General features: G+C 36.5%; 20 protein-coding genes and 3 pseudogenes. 17 read left to right on the top strand and 6 right to left on the bottom strand.

Going from position 1 to position 22,427, the window contains the following annotated elements:
- The first annotated feature begins 82 nt into the window (after positions 1 to 82).
- Together ACLHDF_RS08695 and ACLHDF_RS08690 are read left to right on the top strand one after the other, a co-directional pair.
- Positions 83 to 1,426 (top strand): amino acid permease, encoded by a 1,344-nt coding sequence (locus ACLHDF_RS08695; protein ID WP_413918486.1) that lies wholly within the window; start codon positions 83 to 85, stop codon positions 1,424 to 1,426.
- A gap of 70 nt (positions 1,427 to 1,496) precedes the next feature.
- Positions 1,497 to 1,637: a hypothetical protein gene (locus ACLHDF_RS08690; protein ID WP_413918485.1), complete on the top strand. Its 141-nt coding sequence runs from the start codon at positions 1,497 to 1,499 to the stop codon at positions 1,635 to 1,637.
- Between the two features lie 43 nt (positions 1,638 to 1,680).
- Here ACLHDF_RS08690 and ACLHDF_RS08685 read toward each other — a convergent pair whose 3' ends face one another.
- Entirely contained in the window at positions 1,681 to 1,833 is a 153-nt protein-coding gene (locus ACLHDF_RS08685; protein WP_013056278.1) for a YpzG family protein, read from the bottom strand.
- Positions 1,834 to 2,056: 223 nt separating this feature from the next.
- On the bottom strand, positions 2,057 to 3,730 hold the full coding sequence (locus tag ACLHDF_RS08680) for a ribonuclease J (RefSeq protein WP_413918484.1): 1,674 nt from the start codon (positions 3,728 to 3,730) through the stop codon (positions 2,057 to 2,059).
- Between the two features lie 216 nt (positions 3,731 to 3,946).
- Between ACLHDF_RS08680 and ACLHDF_RS08675 the strand changes: the two genes are divergently transcribed.
- From ACLHDF_RS08675 to ACLHDF_RS08665, 3 genes are all read left to right on the top strand, one after another.
- Positions 3,947 to 4,087: a hypothetical protein gene (locus tag ACLHDF_RS08675; protein ID WP_413918483.1), complete on the top strand. Its 141-nt coding sequence runs from the start codon at positions 3,947 to 3,949 to the stop codon at positions 4,085 to 4,087.
- A 63-nt stretch (positions 4,088 to 4,150) separates the two neighbouring features.
- Entirely contained in the window at positions 4,151 to 4,297 is a 147-nt protein-coding gene (locus ACLHDF_RS08670) for a hypothetical protein (protein ID WP_413918482.1), read from the top strand.
- A 235-nt stretch (positions 4,298 to 4,532) separates the two neighbouring features.
- Entirely contained in the window at positions 4,533 to 4,949 is a 417-nt protein-coding gene (locus ACLHDF_RS08665) for a hypothetical protein (protein ID WP_413918481.1), read from the top strand.
- An 81-nt stretch (positions 4,950 to 5,030) separates the two neighbouring features.
- Here ACLHDF_RS08665 and ACLHDF_RS08660 read toward each other — a convergent pair.
- A pseudogene (locus tag ACLHDF_RS08660) lies at positions 5,031 to 5,234 on the bottom strand (KGG domain-containing protein); the annotation flags it as partial.
- A 218-nt stretch (positions 5,235 to 5,452) separates the two neighbouring features.
- Between ACLHDF_RS08660 and ACLHDF_RS08655 the strand changes: the two are divergent.
- On the top strand, positions 5,453 to 5,677 hold the full coding sequence (locus ACLHDF_RS08655) for a transcriptional regulator (RefSeq protein ID WP_413918480.1): 225 nt from the start codon (positions 5,453 to 5,455) through the stop codon (positions 5,675 to 5,677).
- A 97-nt stretch (positions 5,678 to 5,774) separates the two neighbouring features.
- Here ACLHDF_RS08655 and ACLHDF_RS08650 read toward each other — a convergent pair whose 3' ends face one another.
- A complete protein-coding gene (locus ACLHDF_RS08650) occupies positions 5,775 to 6,506 on the bottom strand; it encodes a ZIP family metal transporter (protein ID WP_413918479.1) in 732 nt (243 codons plus the stop codon).
- A 469-nt stretch (positions 6,507 to 6,975) separates the two neighbouring features.
- On the opposite strand from ACLHDF_RS08650, the gene ACLHDF_RS08645 reads away from it, so the two are divergent.
- From ACLHDF_RS08645 to ACLHDF_RS08635, 3 genes are all read left to right on the top strand, one after another.
- Positions 6,976 to 8,361, top strand: coding sequence for an amino acid permease (locus ACLHDF_RS08645; RefSeq protein ID WP_413918478.1), 1,386 nt, complete (start codon positions 6,976 to 6,978; stop codon positions 8,359 to 8,361).
- 156 nt (positions 8,362 to 8,517) lie between these two features.
- Positions 8,518 to 8,739 (top strand): hypothetical protein, encoded by a 222-nt coding sequence (locus ACLHDF_RS08640; RefSeq protein WP_413918477.1) that lies wholly within the window; start codon positions 8,518 to 8,520, stop codon positions 8,737 to 8,739.
- A 155-nt stretch (positions 8,740 to 8,894) separates the two neighbouring features.
- Complete coding sequence (locus ACLHDF_RS08635) at positions 8,895 to 9,095, top strand: hypothetical protein (protein WP_413918476.1); 201 nt, start codon at positions 8,895 to 8,897, stop codon at positions 9,093 to 9,095.
- 88 nt (positions 9,096 to 9,183) lie between these two features.
- Here the strand turns inward: ACLHDF_RS08635 and ACLHDF_RS08630 are convergent, their stop codons facing one another.
- Together ACLHDF_RS08630 and ACLHDF_RS08625 are read right to left on the bottom strand one after the other, a co-directional pair.
- Positions 9,184 to 9,393 (bottom strand): alpha/beta-type small acid-soluble spore protein, encoded by a 210-nt coding sequence (locus ACLHDF_RS08630; RefSeq protein WP_013058452.1) that lies wholly within the window; start codon positions 9,391 to 9,393, stop codon positions 9,184 to 9,186.
- Positions 9,394 to 9,483: 90 nt separating this feature from the next.
- Positions 9,484 to 10,467 (bottom strand): LacI family DNA-binding transcriptional regulator, encoded by a 984-nt coding sequence (locus ACLHDF_RS08625; RefSeq protein ID WP_413918475.1) that lies wholly within the window; start codon positions 10,465 to 10,467, stop codon positions 9,484 to 9,486.
- 309 nt (positions 10,468 to 10,776) lie between these two features.
- Here ACLHDF_RS08625 and ACLHDF_RS08620 point away from each other — a divergent pair.
- The 8 genes and pseudogenes from ACLHDF_RS08620 (at position 10,777) to ACLHDF_RS08585 (ending at position 22,416) form a co-directional block, all read left to right on the top strand.
- Positions 10,777 to 12,011, top strand: a pseudogene (locus ACLHDF_RS08620) (MFS transporter).
- An 11-nt stretch (positions 12,012 to 12,022) separates the two neighbouring features.
- Positions 12,023 to 13,488 (top strand): annotated as a pseudogene (locus tag ACLHDF_RS08615) (glycoside hydrolase family 32 protein).
- 275 nt (positions 13,489 to 13,763) lie between these two features.
- Positions 13,764 to 15,224: a protein adenylyltransferase SelO gene (locus tag ACLHDF_RS08610; RefSeq protein WP_413918474.1), complete on the top strand. Its 1,461-nt coding sequence runs from the start codon at positions 13,764 to 13,766 to the stop codon at positions 15,222 to 15,224.
- Between the two features lie 588 nt (positions 15,225 to 15,812).
- Positions 15,813 to 17,264, top strand: a complete 1,452-nt coding sequence (locus tag ACLHDF_RS08605) for a glycoside hydrolase family 68 protein (RefSeq protein ID WP_413918473.1) — start codon at positions 15,813 to 15,815, stop codon at positions 17,262 to 17,264.
- Between the two features lie 357 nt (positions 17,265 to 17,621).
- Entirely contained in the window at positions 17,622 to 20,408 is a 2,787-nt protein-coding gene (locus ACLHDF_RS08600) for a sigma 54-interacting transcriptional regulator (RefSeq protein ID WP_413918472.1), read from the top strand.
- 254 nt (positions 20,409 to 20,662) lie between these two features.
- The gene (locus ACLHDF_RS08595) at positions 20,663 to 21,103 is read left to right on the top strand and encodes a mannose/fructose/sorbose PTS transporter subunit IIA (protein ID WP_413918471.1); all 441 of its coding nucleotides are present in this window, start codon (positions 20,663 to 20,665) and stop codon (positions 21,101 to 21,103) included.
- On the top strand, positions 21,100 to 21,594 hold the full coding sequence (locus tag ACLHDF_RS08590; protein WP_413918470.1) for a PTS system mannose/fructose/N-acetylgalactosamine-transporter subunit IIB: 495 nt from the start codon (positions 21,100 to 21,102) through the stop codon (positions 21,592 to 21,594). Before ACLHDF_RS08595 ends, ACLHDF_RS08590 begins: the two co-directional genes overlap by 4 nt.
- Positions 21,595 to 21,606: 12 nt before the next feature.
- Positions 21,607 to 22,416: a PTS mannose/fructose/sorbose transporter subunit IIC gene (locus tag ACLHDF_RS08585; RefSeq protein ID WP_413918469.1), complete on the top strand. Its 810-nt coding sequence runs from the start codon at positions 21,607 to 21,609 to the stop codon at positions 22,414 to 22,416.
- The last annotated feature ends 11 nt before the right edge of the window (positions 22,417 to 22,427 follow it).

Genomic DNA, 22,427 nt, shown 5'->3' with positions numbered 1-22,427 from the left:
TAAAAATACTAGAAAAGGTGTGTTTTTACGCATAAATTCTTCAAACTATCACACACTACATCAAGGTGTAAGGAGTGGTAGTATGAAAAAGAAAATAGGCTGCGGAAGTCAAGTTGAAGGGAAATTAAAATGGTGGCAGCTGTCTTTAATCGGAGTAGGCTGCATAATTGGTACAGGCTATTTTTTAGGGTCAAGTATTGCAATAAAAGCGACGGGACCTTCTGTATTAATCGCCTTTTTATTAGCGGCATTGTGTACATTTATTGTGTTTGATGCGCTTGCTAAAATGAGTGCTCAAGATCCTCAAAAAGGTTCGTTTCGTTCGTATGCAAAAAAAGCTTATGGAAGATGGGCGGGCTTTAGCAGCGGGTGGGTGTACTGGAGTTCAGAGATGCTGATTATGGGAAGTCAGCTCACGGCGTTGTCTCTTTTTACGCGGTTTTGGTTTGAAGATATTCCACTGTGGGTGTTTGCATCTATTTATGCTGTTTTAGGTATTGCTGTTGTATTAATTGGAACAAAAGGTTTTGAACGAATGGAAAATGTGTTTGCCGTTACAAAAGTGGCTGCTATTTTGATGTTTATCATATTAGCTAGTCTCGCTTTATTTGGATTTCTAGATGAAGGTGCCAAACAAGGGGTGCCACGAACAATGAGTGAAGTATTCCCCCACGGGTTTTTAGGTTTATGGGGCGCTTTGCTTTATGCTTTTTATGCTTTTGGAGGTATCGAAGTCATGGGGATCATGACGGTTCGTTTAGAAAACAAAGAAGACGCCCCGAAAGCGGGGAGAAGTATGCTTATTCTCCTTGGAGTTATTTATATTGTTTCACTGAGTTTAGCTATTTTAATTGTGCCATTTCATGATTTTCATGGAAATCAAAGTCCTTTTATAACGGCTTTAGAAACATATCATCTTCCATTTTTTCCTCATGTGTTTAATGGAGCAATGATTGTTGCTGGTTTTTCGACGATGTCGGCGTCTTTTTTTTCCGTGACGACAATGATTGTCACTCTTTCAGAAGATGGAGATGCTCCTGAATTGTTTTCAAAGCAAAAAAAGAAAAAGTTACAATTTCCTTTACCAGCTTTACTTTTAACAACAGCGGGATTGATTGTTTCTATTGTTCTTTCTTTGCTATTGCCCGGGAAAATTTATGAGTACATTACAACAGCAGCTGGACTTATGCTGATTTATAACTGGTTCTTTATTTTAATTTCTTTTCATCGCTTAATCAAACAAACTGTATGGGACAAAGTAAAACAGGCTATCGGTATCTTGTTAATCCTATCGGCAGTAAGCGGCACACTGTTAGAATCAGCAAGCAGGCCAGGTTTTTTTGCAAGCTTAGGCTTTTTAATTGTTATAAGTCTTGTTATTTTAAAACTGCGCAATAAGTGGAAAGAAGAAGAAGCGGCTAGCTAACATATATTTAATTGTGATGAGGGACACTATGCATGTTATACAATTACAAAAATAAAAGGTGGTTATACTTATGCCAAAAAACAAGCAGACTCCCTCTTCACAAGTAGATCAAAAGCAAGTAGTAAATGATAAAGCAAAAGCGCTAAGAGAAAATAACTATGAAGACGGCCATATTCGCAGGATAACTCAAAGCGGGGCAGATGGCCAATAACAAAAAAAGACGCGTACGCGTCTTTTTTTGTTGAATTGTATCCTTACCAACGATGAGCTTTTGCATTACTTCGCAAAATGATATTCGTTTGAGACATCTCTGTATGTCCATTTACTTGGGATTTTGAACGCTTCGGTCTCGTCCAGTTGTGGCGGAATAGTTCAGAATGCTGATCTACTTGATTTTTATCATTCATCATAATCACCTCAAGGATAGGATACTTTCACAAGATATTTACGGTGAAATATCTCTTTTATAGAATGGGGTAAAAAAGAAGAAATACACCTAACACTTTTAACCATACATATAAAAGGAGTCCCTATTCATAAACTATAAAGGGCAACTTCTTACTTTGAGTAAGCATCGGATTTTTCAAAAAACTGCCTTAGTGGGGACTAAGGCAGTTTTCGTTTGAGTAATCAAACTTCAATGATGATAGGAAGAATCATCGGTCTTCTTTTCGTTTGATTATATAAATATTGGCCGAGTGTTGTCTTTATTTCTTTTTTCATAATATTCCATTGGTGAACATGAGCTTTTTGTAACTTATTTACGACCTTGGTCACTTGCTGATTAATATCTTTTAATAACTGCTCTGAATCTCTTGCATAAACAAAACCTCGTGAAATTGTGTCTGGACCAGAAACAATTTTCCCTTCCGCTTTATTTAGAGTAATAACAATAACCAGCATGCCGTCTTCTGAAAGCTGTTTGCGGTCGCGTAAAATCGCGTTGCCCACATCTCCAATGCCAAATCCATCTACATATACATTGCCTGCAGGGATTTTTCTTGTTTGAAAAGCTATTCCGTCCTTAAAATCAACAATATCGCCGTTATTTATAATGAAAATGTTCTCTTTTTCCACTCCTACGGACTCTGCTAATAAGCTATGGTGATGAAGCATTCTAAATTCACCGTGAATTGGGATAAAATATTTCGGTTTCATCAACGTAGCCATTAATTTTAGTTCTTCTTGATAGCCATGTCCTGATACGTGCATACCCGTTGCGCTTCCTGAACCATAAATCACATGAGCCCCGAGTGTGAAAAGACTATCGACAATACGAGAGATATTACGTTCATTGCCGGGAATAGGACCTGCTGATAAAATGACCGTGTCTTCAGGAAGAACCTCTACTTGTCGGTGATTTCCACTGGCTAATCTAGATAAAGCGGCCATCGGCTCGCCCTGGCTTCCAGTACAAAGTATAGCAACTTGTTCAGGAGCAAGTGAATGTACTTCATAAGGCTCAATTAGCATCCCATCAGGAATGGTTAAGTACCCTTTCTCTAAGGCAACAGATACGACGTTAACCATACTTCTTCCAAGCAGGGCAAGTTTTCTATTTGTTTTAATCGCAGCATCTACAATTTGCTGTACGCGATTAACATTCGAAGCGAAAGTAGAAATAATCACTTTTCGTTTGGCTTTACGAAAAGCCTCTTCTACATGTTTTCCAACTAGCTTTTCCGACGGCGTAAATCCAGGACGCTCAGCATTTGTGCTTTCTGATATTAAAGCCAGTACGCCTTCACTGCCGATTTTTGCCATTTTATGAAGATCTGGATATTGGTCGTTAACAGGAGTTAAATCAAACTTAAAATCCCCCGTATGCACAACAACTCCTTCAGGCGTGTGAAAAACAATGCCAAGACAATCCGGAATGCTGTGATTCGTTTTGAAAAAGGAAAGCGGAATATTGCCTAATGTAATTTCTGAGTCTTCGTTAATTTCAATAAGCTCCGTCTCAGCAGATAATTGATGCTCTTGCAGTTTAATATCAATTAATCCAAGAGTGAGGCTTGTGGCGTAAATTGGAAGATTCAGCTGTTTTAAAAGGTAAGGAATGCCTCCAATATGATCTTCATGACCATGAGTAACAACCAACGCGCGAACCTTTTCTTTATTGTCTTGTAAGTATGTAATATCAGGTATAATTAAATCAATCCCTAATAAACTTTCGTCAGGAAATTTAGAACCACAGTCAACAACAATGATGTCATTATTATATTGAACTGCATACATATTTTTTCCTATTTCATTGATGCCCCCTAGAGCAAAGATGGATAGGGTGTTTCTATTTGTACTCACATTTATTTCCTCCTATATTATCAAAATGGACCCTACAGCTTCTACTCTTAGTATGGACATTAATTTCTGGTGCATTCTGTTAAATATGGAGATTTTACTTTTTATTAAACAGAAGGATATAAACAAAAAGAGAGGTAGGTGATTTTCCTAATACTACCTCTTATTTTCTTTTTATAACTCCATAAAATATAGACGTTATACATGGAGGTGGATGAAATGAGTAAACAACATAAAAGAACAAATCAAGTAGCCAGCAGTGCAGGTGCTTCTGTTGATAATGTGAATAAGAATATCTTATCAAATGATATTCATACAGATGAGCTTCAAAAAGCACAAGCAAGCCGTCATAACAAATAAAAGAATGACAACAGAGCAGCTTTGAGCTGCTCTGGATAAAATAAAGATAGGGAAGTGAAAAACGTGTCAGACAACAAAAATTCTCAGTATAAAGAAGAAAATAGATTAACTTCTAATCGTCCTCTTGAATATAAAGAACGCACGAATGAATCACAGAGCACACGTCAAATGCTGCGGAACATTCTTGAATATTCGAGCCGTTACCGTTAATAATATTTTACATATAAAAATTTAAAGATAGGCGGGCGTTATAGAAGGTAAACTGCCGCTTTAATAGACATAAAAGCAAGCAGCTATGCTTGCTTTTTTTGCGAGTATAGACATCTATATATTGAAAAAAATCCCTGCATAAGGTATTTTAGATAAACGTATGTATGATAGTAATTCTGTACCTATGTATTTGGTCAATAACATTAAAGTATGAAAAAGAAAAGTGGGGGATTTTATGAATTTACATGATTTTGTTCATGGAATAGATCCAACAATCAAGCTAGTTATTGAAGATGAGTTTCCCGGAAAGCGGTGCGTAGGAGGAAAGTACGTTCCTGGCGCTCATTCTATTTTTTTATATGAAAAAGATGTTAAAATACAGTGTCGGCGCTTGTTTGGTTCAAATAAGTGTTTAGAATCTTATCGATGGATTATTTTAGCTCACGAATTAGGTCATGCGCTAGATGAAGACCTTTTATCTTTAAGTGAAGAGTTTAATCAAACGGAAGATATGTGGCTTTTATACCAAATTGAACGCAACGCTTGGGATATAGGAGAAAAGTTGATTCCTTTTATTGATTCAGAGTTATTTGCCTATATAAAAGATGAATCGTTAGCTCATTATTATAAACAGATAGGGAAGATTAGTTAGAAAAAGAAAAGTTCCTGCAGCTTATATTATAAGGAACTTTTCTTTTTCCTGTTGTTTATATACTTCAAATACTAGTTAATTATTACGTTGGTTGCTGCTGGATCTGCCGCCTTTTTCACCAATTTCTTGGTAAAATTCTTTGTCATGATTTTTGGAAGTAGCTTCTCCGCCTTTTTCACCAATTTCTTGGTAAAATTCTTTGTCATGATTTTTGGAAGTAGCTTCTCCACCTTTTCTTCCCGCTTCTTCGCGACTCATTTTTTCATTCTTTTTATTAGTTGCCATCTTGCATCCCTCCTAATAAATTTGAATTCATAGTCTGTCTTCCCGGTCAAAAAAGGATTAAACTGGTTATTTTATATTTTTTCTAAAAATTTGATTTTTCTCAAAGCTAGTAAAACACAAAGCCCTTTATAGCGGTATTTATTAAGTTAAATTACTCTTGAAAAATTTTATATAAAATATGATATGGTTAATATAAATAAGAAAAGGGGTTTGTAAACATGTCAAAGTATGTAAAAATAGATAACGATTTGCTGCGAAAGAAAATTCAAGAATATAAAGAATTAATTTGGAGAGTAGGGCCAGGAAGTGAAAGAACTATAGAAGCTGTTCAAGAGATTCAAGGGATTGAAAAAGAGTTAAAAGCACGCAATGTAGAGTTTGAAGCTACGGATTGGAAAGCTTTTACTCGGGAAATAAAAGAGAACTACGATTTTACTTATTAAGAAGACACATTCATAATAATATAATTAGGATAAATGGTCTCCAAGTAGAAGGCTTTATGTTTTCTACTTGGAAACGATAGAAGTAGTATGAAGACGATTAAGAAAAGTGATCCAGTATCAGCGAAGCAAGTAATCCAAGGGCAGCAATTAATCCCGTAACAGATCCTCCTTCTTCATAGGCCTCTGGCATCATTGTAGAACCTACCATGGCAATAATACCACCTCCGGCAAAAGCAGCAATAGCAGCCATGAGTGTCTCAGACGCATGGTCTAAAAAAACAAATCCTGTCCATGAACTAAAAGCTGAAATGAACAAAACAGCTGCCCACAGTAAAAAAATTTTCTTTTTAGAGAATCCGCTTTTTACTAGACCGGTCGTACTCGACAGTCCTTCAGGAATATTACTTATAAAAATAGCGATAACAAGAAGCCAGCTAACGGTTGCATTTTCAATTAAGCTAGCTCCGATCATAATGGACTCTGGTATTGCATCCATTACGGTTCCTATAAATATAGCAATTCCAGAACTATTCGCAGCCATTTGTTTTGTAGATCTCTTTCTTTTATTCGCTCCTTGACGTGAAATCAGATAGTCTAAAAAAGTAAAAACGACAGCCCCGGCAAGGAACCCAAGAGAAGTAGCTTTTAACCCGCCGTTATGAACCGAATCTCCAAGCAGCTCATAGGTAGATGCTCCAATTAATACACCTGTCCCAAAAGCCATAATATAACCGATTATCTTTTTGCCGATAGGCAAAAAAACTGCTGCCAAAGCACCAAGAAGGACAGCTGATCCCGAAATTCCGCCCCACATTGCAGCTTGCCACATGAAAAATCCCTCCTCATCTCTATTTTCTATGGATACTTTCCCTAAGAAGAGAAAGAAAAAACGTAAAAGTAGAAGAAAGGAATTGGTTCGACTAGGTAGTAGTTTCATTACGGTTTCTATAAGAAACGGAGTGTTTCGGTATCGGAACTAATTTTTTGTTTTTTATTTTAAATATTCATAAAATTTTAATTATACTGAAATAAAAAACTATTTTACTGAGATGACTGATTTAACAAAGATGAATGAGTCCATTAAGTGTTTTTCTGAAAAAAACAATTGTATTTCTGAGAAAAATTTATTATTATAAAATAAGTAATTATACAGTCGAATAGCTAAAAATAGAAAAGGTAGTTTAGTTGTAAAGGTACTCGATAAAAAATGGAATGTTTTGAAAACAATAGCTGTTCCATCAGAACCAGAAAGTATCTTTCCTAACAGAGCTATAACAAGTTTAGGAGGAGGAAATGGAATGGCAGACAAAGAGCTAAAAAGAGGCTTAGAATCTCGGCACATTCAAATGATCGCGCTAGGGGGAACAATTGGCGTTGGATTATTTATGGGATCGGCAAGCACTATTCAATGGACAGGCCCATCGGTATTACTTGCTTATGCAATTTGCGGAATGTTTATTTTCTTTATTATGCGTGCAATGGGCGAAATGTTGTACATGGAACCAAGTACAGGTTCATTCGCTACATTTGGCCATAAATATATTCATCCATTAGCAGGTTATATGACTGCGTGGAGCAACTGGTTTCAATGGGTAATCGTTGGGATGTCCGAAATTATAGCGGTAGGGGCATACATGCAGTACTGGTTCCCTCATTTACCAGCTTGGGTGCCTGGTATTATTGCCATGTTGATTTTAGGCGCAGCAAACTTAATTTCAGTGAAATCATTTGGAGAGTTTGAATTTTGGTTTGCGATGATTAAGATTGTAACGATTATTTTAATGATTATTGCAGGACTCGGATTAATTCTCTTTGGATTTGGAAATGGCGGAGACGCAATTGGGTTATCAAACCTTTGGGCACACGGCGGCTTCTTTGCAGGCGGATGGTCAGGCTTTTTCTTTGCGCTATCTCTTGTTATTGCGGCTTACCAAGGAGTCGAGCTAATTGGTATTACAGCTGGTGAAGCAAAGGATCCTAAAAAAACGTTAACAAGCGCGATTCAAAGCATCATTTGGCGCATTTTAATTTTTTATATTGGAGCCATTTTTGTCATCGTGACGGTATATCCTTGGAATGAGTTAGATTCTTTAGGAAGCCCATTTGTATCTACATTTGCTAAAGTTGGTGTTACGGCAGCTGCAGGTATCATTAACTTTGTAGTCATTACAGCAGCGATGTCAGGCTGTAATAGCGGAATTTTTAGTGCAGGACGCATGCTTTATACGCTTGGTGTAAACGGTCAAGCACCTAAATTCTTTACAAAAATTTCTCGTAACGGTGTTCCAATTTATAGTACACTCGCTGTTATGATTGGATTAGTAATTGGTGTTATTTTAAACTACATTGCTCCACCTAATGTATTTGTTTATGTATACAGTGCTAGCGTGCTTCCGGGAATGATTCCTTGGTTCATTATTCTTATCAGTCAAATTCGTTTCCGCAAAGCTAAAGGTGCTGAAATGGATAGTCATCCTTTCAAAATGCCTTTTGCCCCTGTAACGAATTATGTAACCATTGCTTTTTTACTAATGGTGCTTGTAGGCATGTGGTTTAATGATGAAACGCGTATTTCACTTATTGTAGGAATTATTTTCCTTGTTCTTGTTGTCATTAGCTTTTACGCATTCGGAATAAATAAACGTATGATATCTGATATTGAGAAGAGTCAAATAAAGAAATAAATATGGTTTTTCGTAACTGAAAGGTAAAACAAAAAAACGGCTGAGAAAAGCCGTTTTTTTGTTTTGTGTAAATATAAGACATAAGAAAAAATGTCATTGTGTGCTGAAAGTTTGGATAAACTATATTCGTTCATATAACGTAAAGGAGCGAATGTCATGAGAAGTCACAGATATATTATCAAAGAATCACTAAAAGCTGATGAAGTTGCCAAAGATTTGGAGCTGCAGCTGGATATAAACCGGATGTCGGATGTCAGAATTCTTTCCGTAAATGCACAAAACGAAATACTCGTTCAAATGCAGGAAGAGAATGAGGAAGCAGGAGATGTGATTGATGTATTTATGAAGGAGTATAAAACAGCGGAAATTATTGAATAGCATGTAATTGAGAAGAATATTGAGTGGTTTAGCTGAATAAATAAAAAGAAAACAGCTTTATTTTTTTTGAAAAGGAACGTACGTAAGAAAACTTCTTGTTTATCAAGAAGTTTCTTTTGTATCTGAACATTAGTTTGTGTACGTAGGAAGAGGTGATGAAGGTGGAAAGAAATGGTCAGGGTCACGTCTTTTTTATTATTCTCGGAGGCCTGTTTATTTTAATAGGCACACTTTTTGCAAACACTTCCGTTTATTTTCTTATCTCCGGATGGATAGCAGCTGTCTGTTGTTTAGGAATCAGTGCGGTATTAAAGAAAGGAAAAACAAAATCAATCAGCAGGGAGGATGAACAATAATAATTTTATATAAAGATTTAAATTAAATATATGAAAAGGAAGAATGGGTATCCATTCTTCCTTAAGTCATGGTGTGTATGAAATTGTTTTAGAAACGTCCGCCGCCAAGTTGTTGCTCAGCTAATTGCACAAGACGTTTTGTGATTTCGCCGCCTACTGATCCGTTTGCACGTGCAGTAGTGTCAGCTCCTAAATTTACTCCGAACTCGCTCGCGATTTCATATTTCATTTGATCGATTGCTTGTTCAGCTCCGTATACTAATAATTCATTATTATTGCTGCTTTTGTTGTTTGCCATTGTATTCAACTCCTTTCTGTAAGGTTAAGGTGTGAATAAAGGGAGAAGAATATACAACAAACTAATATTTATTTTGTAAAAAACGTATTTTTATGTTGTTTGTCCTTCTAAAAGCTTAACTGGAAGGCAGATTTCGTGAGGTAAATCGCTAAATTCTCCTTCAATTTCTTTTAGTAAAATATCAATGGCTGTTTGAGCAATCGATTCAATTGGCTGTTGAATTGTAGTTAGACCAGGTAACAAAGTCTGAATGGCTTCCGTTTCGTCATAACCTACGATTTTTAAATCTCTGGGGATGTTTTTTCCTCTTTTTTGTGCTTCAGCAACTACTAAAGCTGCAAGTAAGTCATCGCTTGCAAAAATACCATCTACTTCGGGGTGTTCTTCAAAAACCCTGGAAATAGTTTCTCGCTGAATGTTGCGGTCAAAGGTATTCGAAATTTCATACGTGATGGACTGTCTTCCGTACTTTTTCATCACGTTTTCATAAGCTGTCCTTCTTAAATTAGCTGGAGTTTCGAGCTTAAGGGGGCCGTTAATATGAATAATATGCTTACAATCTTTTGAAATGAGCAATTCCGTGGCTTGTAGTCCTCCAGAATAGTTATCAGAAGATACGGTAGGAATATCTTTCGATAAATAATGATCCACTGCTACCACCGGAAGACTTTGACTTTCGGAATCAAAAATACCTCTATTATAGGTAACGGCGATGACACCATCTACCTGATTTCTGATGAGCATTTCTACATATTTCTTTTCTTTATCCATTCGATTAAGACTGTTACAAAGAAGTACTTTGTAGTTGAGGGAAGCACATATACTTTCAATGTGAAAGGCTAACTCTCCGAAAAAAGGGTTGCTCGTCTGCGGGACAATCATACCGATTAAATTTGTTCGCTTATTAAATAATGAACGCGCAATATCATTTGGAAAATAATTAATTTCTTTCATCGCTTTGTAAACGTTTTCTCGCGTTTCTTTGCTTATGTAACCACGGTTATTTAATACACGAGAAACTGTAGTCGGTGAAACACCTGCAATTTTTGCTACATCACTAATCTTGGCTTTCATCTAGTTTCCTCCTAATTTCTCCAACACATTGCTTTTATAGTATATATCAGACATGTAAAAGCCTTAAAATAAATGTAATCAAGCAAATAGCTTTCTAGTCGTTACGTTTTCTTTTGACCGATAAAAATCTATGTAAGGTTTGTAAGCGTTTTATTAACCAACATAAACATACCACATAGCCCACTTTTACGCCTAATACAATCTTTTTTCATTATAAAATATGAAATCGGTTGAAATAAAATCAAGTTGAAAGCGCTTTTATTTCGTTAGATAAAAGATTGTATATCTTAAACTAAAGGGGTAACTAAAATGAAAAGTTCAAAAGGTTTATATTGGAAGCTGAGTGCATATTTTTTCTTTTTTACGTGGTCGTCGAGCTACTCTTTATTTTCTATTTGGTTAGGGCAGGAGATTAAGTTGAACGGGTCGGCTACAGGCTTAATCTTTTCTGTAAACGCTATCTTTGCTTTGTGTATGCAACCTTTGTACGGATATATATCTGACCGAATAGGTTTAAAGAAGCACATTTTATTTTTTATTAGCTGTCTCTTAGTGTTTGTAGGACCATTTTATATTTTTGTTTATGGGCCTTTGCTTCAATACAATGTGTTGATAGGAGCTATTATTGGAGGATTATATTTAGGGGTAGCGTTTTTGGCGGGCATCGGAGCAATTGAAACATACATAGAGAAAGTCAGCCGAAAATATAAATTTGAGTACGGGAAATCGAGAATGTGGGGTTCATTAGGCTGGGCTGCAGCTACGTTCTTTGCTGGACAACTATTTAATATTAATCCTCACATTAATTTTTGGGTGGCATCTGTTTCAGCTGTTATCCTTGTAGCTATTATTTTTTCTGTAAAAGTAGAAATGACTAGTTATGAAATGGAAAAAGCTGAATCCGTCACGTTAAGAGATATAGGTAATTTGTTCTTATTAAAAGAATTTTGGTTTTTTATGATTTATGTTGTTGGTGTCACGTGCGTTTACAGGGTATACGATCAGCAATTTCCTATCTATTATGCATCTTTGTTTCCTACTGAATCGATAGGTAACCAAGTATTTGGCTATTTAAATTCGTTTCAAGTATTTTTAGAAGCTGAATGATGTTTGCAGCACCGTTTATTGTAAATAAGATTGGTGCAAAAAATAGTTTGATCTTAGCAGGATTTCTAATGGGATTTCGTATTATTGGGTCAGGACTTGTGGTTGGTCCAATTGGAATATCTTCAATGAAGCTTATTCATGCATTAGAACTTCCTATTATGCTTATTGCCATCTTTAAATACTTGGCGGCTAACTTTGATACGCGTTTATCTTCTATACTTTATTTGGTTGGGTTTCAATTTGCTTCACAAATAGGTGCGTCAGTTCTTTCACCCATAGCGGGAGGATTATACGATAGCGTAGGTTTTTCCCGTACCTATTTAATTATGGGCGGCATGGTATTGGTATTTAACGTTATTTCCATGTTTACACTACTAAATTCTAAAAAACGTAGGTTTATAAGAAAAGATGTTCAAGAAAACACGCAGATTATATAGGGGATATGATTATGTTAACGGTAAATAAAATCGAGAAAGCTCAAAATTCATTAAATGATGCAGAGGAAAAAGTGAATCATCAATATCGGTTAGGGTATCATATTATGGCTCCAGCTAACTGGATCAATGATCCAAACGGGTTAATTCATTATAAAGGAGAATATCATGTCTTTTATCAACATCATCCTTACGACGAAAATTGGGGGCCGATGCATTGGGGGCATGTCAAAAGTAAAGATCTTGTCCATTGGGAGCATTTACCGATTGCTTTAGCTCCTGGAGACACATTTGATAAAGATGGATGTTTTCGGGAAGTGCTGTGGATAACGAAGGAGAACTTACATTAATTTATACGGGACATAATTATATAGATAAAGAACGGGATATTTTTTTTCAAAACCAAAATATAGCTGTTAGTAAAGACGGCATTACCTTTGCAAAAGTAGAGACCAATCCAGTTATTGCTGAGCCACCAGCAGATAGCTCTCATCATTTTTGAGATCCTAAAGTATGGAAGCATGGAGATTTATGGTATGTGATTTTAGGAAACTCAACAAAGAAACAAGAGGGACGTGTTATCTTATACCGATCTTCAAATTTATGGAAATGGGAATATGTTGGTGTCCTTGCTAAAAGTGATGGAGATCTAGGATACATGTGGGAGTGTCCAGACTTCTTTGAGTTAGACGGAAAGCATGTGTTAATGATTTCTCCTCAAGGGATAGAAGCAGAAGGTTATTCCTATCAAAACCTTTTTCAAACAGGGTACTTGGTTGGAGAATATAGTTATGAAACCAATACATTTCATCATGGACCCTTTACTGAATTAGATTACGGCCACGATTTTTATGCTGGTCAAACGCTTTTAGATGATAAAGGACGAAGAATTGCGATTGGGTGGATGGACATGTGGGAAGCTAATATGCCAACTAAAGAGGATGGATGGTGTGGTGCGCTAACGCTTCCGAGAGAACTAACTTTAAAAGGGGATAAAGTGGTAATGAATCCCGTAAAAGAGCTTACATCACTTCGTAAAACTCAATATGATATGCTAACAAATAAAACTCTCTCTACCAGTTATGTAGTGGAAGTAAATGAAGACTTGCTAGAGATACAGGCTGTATTTGATTTAACGGACTGCCAAGCTTCAGCCGTAGGAATAAAAATTCGCGGAATAAACAATGAAGAAGCGCTTATGTGCTACAGCCTTAATGAGCAAAAGCTATGGCTTGACTGTACTCATTTGGGAAAAGAAGATGGCATTAGGAAAATAGCGTTACAGGCAGGTGAGACACTAGCTTTACGAATATTTGTGGATCGTTCTTCCATTGAAGTATTTGCAAACGAAGGACAGGCTACCATGACAAGCCGTATTTATCCAAAAGAAAGCAGGCTTGGAATTGAATTGTTTACTGAAGGAGGAGACGTAATCGTAAAAGAGTTAACGTATTGGAATTTAAAAGATATTTGGAAGTAAAATATAGAGGGAGAAGTATATTAATACTTCTTCTTTTTTTGAGCATTTAATAGGCCTTCATCAAATTGGAGATAAATAAATGGATAAGGCACTTTAGGTTAAAAGTATGTACAAATGCGATATAATAATTAAAAGAGATAATGAAATGAAAGAAAAAGTATCGTGCTTGAAGATGCCCAGAAGAAAGCAGGGTAGAGTAGGCTACTCAGCTTATAAAGCAATCGTGAGTAAAGAAAAGAATTACATTTCAAGACACAAAACGAAAAGGAGATACGATGACTAATCAAAAAGAAACAGGATGGAATTTACGTAATAGCTATGCGGAGTTACCAAACATCTTTTTTACGCCTCTTGACCCTAATCCGGTCAGTTCACCGAAAATAGCCAAACTTAACGACTCTTTAGCTGCATCTCTAGGCTTACAGAAAGAGCAGCTACAAAGCCAAGAAGGAGTTAGCATTCTGGCCGGAAATAGTGTTCCAAAAGGTGCTTTCCCGCTTGCACAAGCTTATGGAGGACATCAATTTGGCCACTTTAACATGCTAGGAGACGGACGAGCTATGCTGATAGGGGAGCAAGTTACGCCTTCGGGTGAGAAAGTAGACCTTCAGCTTAAAGGCTCAGGCCGAACTCCATATTCCCGCGGAGGAGACGGTCGGGCAGCTCTAGGACCTATGCTGCGTGAGTATATTATTAGTGAGGCCATGCATGCTTTAGGTATTCCGACTACTAGGAGCCTAGCGGTTGTAACAACAGGCGAATCCATTATTCGTGAAAAAGAACTGCCGGGAGCGATTTTGACACGCGTAGCTTCCAGTCACCTTCGTTTTGGTACATTTCAGTTCGCTGCAAAATGGGGAACAGTTGAAAATCTTCAAGCTTTAGCTGACTATGCGTTAGAACGTCACTTCTCTCACATAGAAAAGGATGAAAGAAAATATTTATCGTTACTTCAAGAAGTGATTAAGCGTCACGCTAAGCTAGTTTCCAAATGGCAGCTTATTGGTTTTATTCACGGCGTCATGAACACGGATAATATGACAATTAGCGGAGAAACAATTGACTATGGACCATGTGCATTTATGGATACCTATGATCCAGAAACTGTATTTAGTTCAATCGATGTACAAGGGCGCTACGCCTACCAAAATCAACCAGGCATTACAGGTTGGAATCTTGCGAGATTTGCTGAGGCCTTATTACCGCTATTGGATCAAGATATAGAAAAAGCAGTTGAGATAGCGCAAAACGCCGTGACGGAATTTCCAAGATTCTATCGGGAAAACTGGCTGGCAGGTATGCAGGCTAAACTTGGGCTTTTTAACGAGGAAAAAGAAGATGAAGCATTATTCCAAGAGCTTCTTACAATGATGAAAACCTATAAAGCTGACTATACAAATACGTTTCGTGCATTAACTGTTGAAAGGCTAGAAAACAGTGACCTGTTTGAAAGTGAAGAATTTGCAAAGTGGCATGAGCTATGGCAGCAAAGACTAGGAAGACAAAAGCAATCGAAAGCGGAGTCACAAGAGCTTATGAAAAATAACAATCCCGCTGTCATTCCTCGAAACCACCGGGTAGAAGAAGCGCTAGAAGCAGCACAAAAAGGAGACTACAGCGTCATGGAAGCCCTTCTTGAAGTACTTTCTAGCCCTTATGAATCGCCGAATGAGTTAGATTATTGCACACCGTCTGCTCCGTCTAATCAGCCTTATCAAACGTACTGCGGTACGTGATTTATTTAAAGAACCGCTATTTAAAAACAGCATAAATGATATCAAAAAGAGCTCTTTACAAAGAGCTCTTTTTGGTTTTCTGAAAGGTGCATTATTGATCAATTAAAATGATAGCGATTTCTTGTAAAATGCTCCATAAAATTTTGCAGTATAAAAGAATGAAAATAAAAATAGATTTTCTAATTCTTTTGTCTCTTATTATTACCATAGGAAATTATTGTAAAATAAATTATTCCACTATTGTACAAAAAATACATAAGTGATATTTTTTTGAATGCCGTTTGTTTTAATAGCTGCAGGAGAGCTTATAAAAGAATTTCAGGTTAAATATAACAATGAATTTACCAATTTAAATTAAAAATTTAAAGAATTAAGACTTTATAACTAAATTAAAAAAACAAGGGGGTGAAATGGGGTTGTTTACTCCATTTTACCTATTTGACTTTTCAATATTATGCAAGTAATCTTTGAAAGGTAATGGAACCGGTTCTGTTATTTTGCCAAATTGATATGACTTCTTGATACATAGAAAATGAATCGCTTGTGAGTGACACAGGAAAAAGTATTATACAAAAGGGAGAAAAACAGATGAATATTAAGAAAATCGCAAAGCAAACAACAGCATTATCTTTTGCTACAGCTCTGTTAGTAGGCGCAGGATCTCAGACATGGGCTGCGGAAAGCAATCATAAAGATACAAATAATAATTATGGAGTTTCCCATATTACACGTGATAACATGCTGAAAATTCCTGAGCAGCAAAAAAGCGAACAGTTTAAAGTTCCAGCTTTTGATAAATCAACGATCAAAAATATTGCCTCTGCAAAAGGATATGATAAATCAGGCAATTTAATTGACCTAGATGTATGGGACAGCTGGCCTCTGCAAAATGCTGACGGAACAGTAGCCAACTATCATGGTTACCAAGTTGTATTTGCACTAGCAGGCGACCCGAAAGATGCTGATGATACATCTATTTATGTGTTTTATCAAAAAATCGGTGAAGATTCGATTGACAGCTGGAAAAATGCAGGAAGAGTGTTCAAAGACAGTGACAAATTTGTACCGAATGACCCTCATTTGAAAAAGCAAACACAGGAATGGTCAGGATCTGCTACTTTAACATCCGATGGAAAAGTACGCTTATTCTATACCAACTTTTCAGGTACAAACTATGGAAAACAAACTCTAACAACAGCTCAAGTAAATGTATCTCAGCCAAGTGGAGATACGTTGAAAATTGAAGGTGTTGAAGACCATAAATCCATTTTTGATGGTGATGGTAAAAAGTATCAAAATGTTCAGCAGTTTATCGACGAAGGTGCGTATGGTTCAGGAGATAATCATACATTGAGAGATCCTCACTATGTAGAAGATAAAGGGCATAAATATCTTGTTTTTGAAGCAAACACAGGAACTGAAGATGGCTATCAAGGTGAAGACTCTCTTTACAATCGAGCTTACTACGGTGGAAACAATCCATTTTTCCAATCAGAAAAAGAGAAGTTACTGCAGAGCTCTAACAAAAAGAAAGCCTCTTTAGCAAACGGCGCATTAGGCATTATAGAACTAAATAACGATTATACCTTGAAAAAAGTAATGGATCCATTGATTACCTCAAACACGGTAACGGATGAAATTGAACGTGCAAATGTATTTAAAAAAGATGGAAAATGGTATTTATTCACAGATTCTCGCGGATCTAAAATGACCATTGATGGTATTGGCCAAGATGACGTATATATGCTAGGGTACGTATCGAATACGCTGACTGGAAAATACAAACCGCTAAACGATACAGGACTTGTTTTACATATGAATCTCGATCCTAATGACAAAACGTTTACGTATTCACATTTTGCAGTTCCACAAGTAAAAGGAGACAATGTCGTAATTACAAGTTATATGACAAACAGAGGCTTCTATTCAGAGGAACATTCTACGTTTGCTCCTAGCTTCCTGTTAAATATTAAAGGATCAAAAACAGCTGTTGTGAAAAATAGTATTTTACCACAAGGGCAATTAACTACAGATAAATAATTTTTTAAAACGAAAGGAAATGGCAATAACTGCTGCTGTTTTCTTTCGTTTTGTTATTTAATCAAAAATGTACTGTAACTGCAGTGCTAATTAAAATAAAAAAGTAGTATATACAGATTTATAGTTATTCAAGGAAAATGAAACATTCAGACACGTTATAACTTCAAGAATGAAACCGGTTGACATGCAGGATTGACTAACTTAATATATTTACATATAATGGATCGAAATGCTTTCATAGATTAGTATGACATACATAATGGTAGTTGTATATGAAATAACTTGCAGTAGGAAAAGTCATGTTTCTTTGAAAAGAGAAGATGCAAATGCTAACTGAAAATAAAGAAGGTGCTTCTAATGAAACGAATTGATAAGGTATATAATCAGCTGTTGAGTAATTTTCAAGAGTTTACAGAAGTGGAACTTTTACATAAACAAGGAAGCTCAGCGATTGAAATTGCTGAACAGTTAAATTTAGAGAGATCTAATGTAAGTCTTGAACTTAACAAACTTGTTCGCATGAAAAAAGTAATTAAAATTAAAATGTTCCCCGTTCGCTATGTTCCTCTAGAGGTCGCCGAAGCAATTTGTCGTCAAAAGTGGGATACGAATAAGATGGAAGTGGAAAAACTAGAGCAGCTATCTAATGGGGGAAAAGAAGAGGTTCTTCCTGCTAATCCTTTTGAATTAATGATTGGAGCCACAGGCAGTTTAAAAAAATCGATTTCTCAAGCAAAAGCTGCTGTTCTTTACCCGCCCAATGGGTTACATATGCTTTTATTAGGTCCCACGGGGTCAGGAAAATCTCTTTTTGCAAAACGAATCTATCAATTTGCCTTGTATTCAGAGAGGTTAAAAACAGATGCCCCATTCATTACCTTTAACTGCGCTGATTATTACCATAATCCTCAATTACTTCTTTCTCAGTTATTTGGTCATAAGCAAGGGAGTTTCACTGGAGCAACTGAAAATAAAGTAGGTTTAGTAGAACAGGCAAATGAAGGAATTCTCTTTATGGATGAAATACACCGGCTTCCTCCTGAAGGTCAGGAAATGCTTTTCTACCTCATTGATCAAGGTACGTACAATCGTCTAGGGGAAACAGATCATAAGCGAACTTCTAAAGTATTAATTATTTGTGCTACAACTGAAAATCCTGGTTCAGCCTTACTGCAAACCTTCTTAAGAAGAATTCCGATGACCATCCATATTCCTTCATTAGAAGAGCGATCTTTAAAAGAAAAAATCCGCCTCACGACGTTTCTTTTAGGACAAGAAGCTAAACGAATTAATAAAAAGCTAAGCGTTCATATTGATGTATTAAATGCTTTAATTCACACTGAAAAATTTGGGAATGTAGGGCAGTTAAAATCGAATGTGCAGCTCGTTTGCGCACACGGGTTTTTAAATAACCTTGATAGTAAACATATGGTAGAACTTACAGTGAGAGATCTGCCTGATGATATTAAACGGGATTGGATTTCGAGTAGTGAAAACATGGAACGAAGCAGAAAGATTTCTGAATATGTAAACCTTAAGACAATTATTTCTCCGGCTGCGGAGAGTCAAGAAATAAAAATGGAGGAAGACGTATCATTTAATTTATATCAGTTAATAGAAGAAAAAGTCGATATTTTAACTAAAGAAGGTTTATCCCAAGAAGACATCAATCAATATATTCTTACCGACATTCATTTGAATGTTCGGAGCTTTTTTAATCAAAAAAATGGCCAGAGCTCTAATTTAATGAAATTCGTAGAAGACGACGTGATTCAACTTACAAAAGAATTAAAACGTTTGGCAGAAAAAGAATTGAACTGTAAATTTGATCGCAGGTTTATTCATTTTTTAAGTATGCATATGGAATCCTTCTTAAAGCGGAAAAAACAAGTAGACGTATTAAATACAAAGGAGATAGATGAAATTCGCGAAACATATCCAAAAGAATATGCGGTAGCACTGCTTTTTAAGAATCGAATTGAAGAGTGTTTTAACATTGCCGTTCCAGAATTAGAAGTCATTTATCTCACAATGGTTATTCAATCCATTCGAACGTTAGAAGAAAATAAGCGAGTAGGGATTGTAGTTGCTGCGCACGGAAACAGCACGGCAACTTCTATGGTTGAGGTTGCTACGGAGCTTTTAGGAAGTACTCCTATTATAGCTATTGATGTGCCTTTGACAGTATCTCCAGCTGAAATTGTAGACAGGTTAATTCAAGGAATTAAGAAAGTAGATGAAGGAGAAGGCGTATTAATGCTTGTAGACATGGGTTCGCTTGCTATGTTGGAAAGCAAGTTGGAACAAAAAACAGGGACTAAAATTAAAACAATCAGCAATGTGACGACGTCTATGGTGTTAGACACCGTTAGAAAAGTAAATTATTTAGATTTAAATTTATATGCCATATTTGATTCGGTGCAAAAAGACTTTATGGAATTTATAGATAAGCAGCAGCATGTGTTTGGAAAAAAGAAAGCGCTTGTTTCTATTTGTACAACAGGAAGCGGTACAGCAAAACAATTAGAAAAAATCTTAACGATTATTTCCCGCAAAGTATCTCAAGAACCTATTAAAATTCTAACCGTTTCTTCTATTAAATTAGCAGCAAATATTCGAGAAATTCAAAAAGAATATGAAATTCTCGCAACAGCAGGTACTAAAAACCCAAAGATTGATGTGCCTCATGTATCACTAGAAGCTCTTATTGAAGGCCAGGGAGAACAAATACTTCAACAGGCAATTACAAAAGAAACGATACGTTATGATGAGGAGCAAACCGAAAAGAATATTGTTGTGCGTGAACTTTGCGAAGAAAACTTGCGAAAGTACCTTCTATTTATTAATCCGTATCTCATAAGTGAAATCCTGTTAGAGTGGTTAGGTCATGTACAAGATGAGTTGGAAATGGAACTAAGCAACACCGTTATGATTCGAATTGTGATGCATACAGCCTTTGCTTTAGAAAGAATGATAAAAAATGAACCTCTTGTTTTTCCAGAGGGTGAAGAAATCACTCATCAATTAGAAATCATTTATCAAAAAACGGAAAAAACATTACGAGCCGTTGAAAAAAAAATGAAACTTACCTTAACAAGAGATGAAAAATTATTTATTGCCACTATTTTTGCGGATGAAATGTAAAAATCCTATTATAATCCTAAGAAACTAGTTTGATTTATATGCCACTAGTTTCTTTTTTTATCCAACTTTTTAAATAACAGAAGAACCTGTATTAAAACATATCGAGTTTTGATACAGGTTTGTTTATTGTAAGGAACCTGTATCAACAACAAAGAAAAAGGCATTGGAAAATAAATGAAAGCGCTTAATACTCTTCATTGGCATGATACTTGCAATAAATAAGTGTAGAACATAAAAGAGAGGAGCAAGTGTACATGATTTCAGTTATTATTAGCGGCCATGGTGATTTCGCGCCAGCATTAGAAGGGTCTTCCAAAATGATATTTGGAGAAGAGAATCACGTAGTAGCCGTACCTTTTCTAAAAGGAGAGGGCATTCAAACTCTTGAGGAAAAATATAAGCAGGTACTAGAAGAAATGCCTTTAGAGAATGAAGTGCTTTTTCTAGTCGATATTTTCGGAGGAACTCCCTATAATGCAGCTACTCCATATATCCTTAAGAATAAAGCAGCGGATATGGTATCCGGCGTCAATTTGCCTATGTTATTAGAAGTTTTAGCGATGAGGGAACATGTTACGTTAAAAGAGATGCTAGGAAGATTAAAGCAAGTGAATGAAGAAAGCTTTCAAGTATGCAGTGAACATTTGGAAAAAATTCAGCAAACAAACCAAATCGGAGAGGATGGATTATTATGAAAATCGTTTTAGCGAGAATTGATGACCGCTTTATTCACGGGCAGGTATTAACAAGATGGATTAAAACAAATGCAGCGGATCGAATTATTATTGTTTCAGATGAGGTAGCAGCGGATGAAATGAGAAAAACACTCATTCTTTCTGTGGCTCCTTCGAATGTAAAAGCGAGCGCTGTCTCGATTTCTAAAATGACAAAAGCCTTTCATAGCCCGCGTTATCAGGATACAACAGCCATGCTGCTGTTTGAAAACCCCGCAGATATTGTCGCTCTTGTTCAAGCGGGCGTACCTATTGAGACAGTAAACGTAGGGGGCATGCGTTTTGCGAATGACCGAAAACAAATCACTAAATCTGTAAGCGTTACCGAAAAAGATATTGATGCTTTTGAGAAACTGCAAGAACTAGGTGTGCAGCTTGAACTGCGCCAATTACCTTCGGATTCTAGCGAAAATTTTATTCAACTACTGAGAAACGAAACAAAAATCAAATAAGGAGATGAGTTTATGTCTTCCATACAAATTATTTTATTATTAGTCATTGCAGCGATAACTGGTATCGCAAGCGTGTTGGACGAAGGTCAATCCCATCGTCCTCTCATAGCCTGCACGTTAGTAGGCTTGGTGCTTGGAGATTTAAAAACAGGCATTATTTTAGGTGGAACGCTGGAATTAATGGCTCTTGGATGGATGAATGTCGGCTTAGCTATGGCACCTGATACAGCTATTGCTTCTGTTATTTCTACCATTTTGGTTATTACAGCTGGTCAAGGTATTGGTGAAGGGATTGCGGTGGCCATAGCTCTAGCAGCTGCAGGGCAAGTGCTCACCATTTTTGTCCGTACAATTACGGTATTTTTAATTCACCGAGCTGACAAGTACGCGGAAGAAGGAAACTTTAAAGGAATTGAAATTATGCATATTACTGCTATGGGTTTCCAGGCTCTTCGCGTTATGATGCCAACTTTAATTGTTACATTAATCAGCGTAAGCGCCGTACAAACTTTCCTGGGGAATATTCCGGAAGTTATTACGAAAGGTCTGCAAATTGGAGGAGGCATTATCGTGGTCGTAGGATACGCCATGGTTATCAATATGATGAACATTCCTCATTTAAAGCCTTTTTTCTATATCGGTTTCTTATTAGCGGCCTTTACAGGGTTTAACCTAGTAGGATTTGGAGCGCTGGGTCTTTGTTTAGCACTTCTTTACCAACAAGTAATGCAGCAGCGAAATCAAATGCAGCCGGCAGGCATTCCCGCAGCTACAGGGAGCGAACAGGTATATGATGATGACGATGATGATTTAGATGCCTAAAAGGCGAACTT

This window comes from Priestia megaterium (assembly GCF_046599315.1).
Lineage (GTDB): Bacteria > Bacillota > Bacilli > Bacillales > Bacillaceae_H > Priestia > Priestia megaterium_F.
Note: the sequence above shows the minus strand (reverse complement) of the source record. Positions and strands in the feature narration are given on the sequence as shown.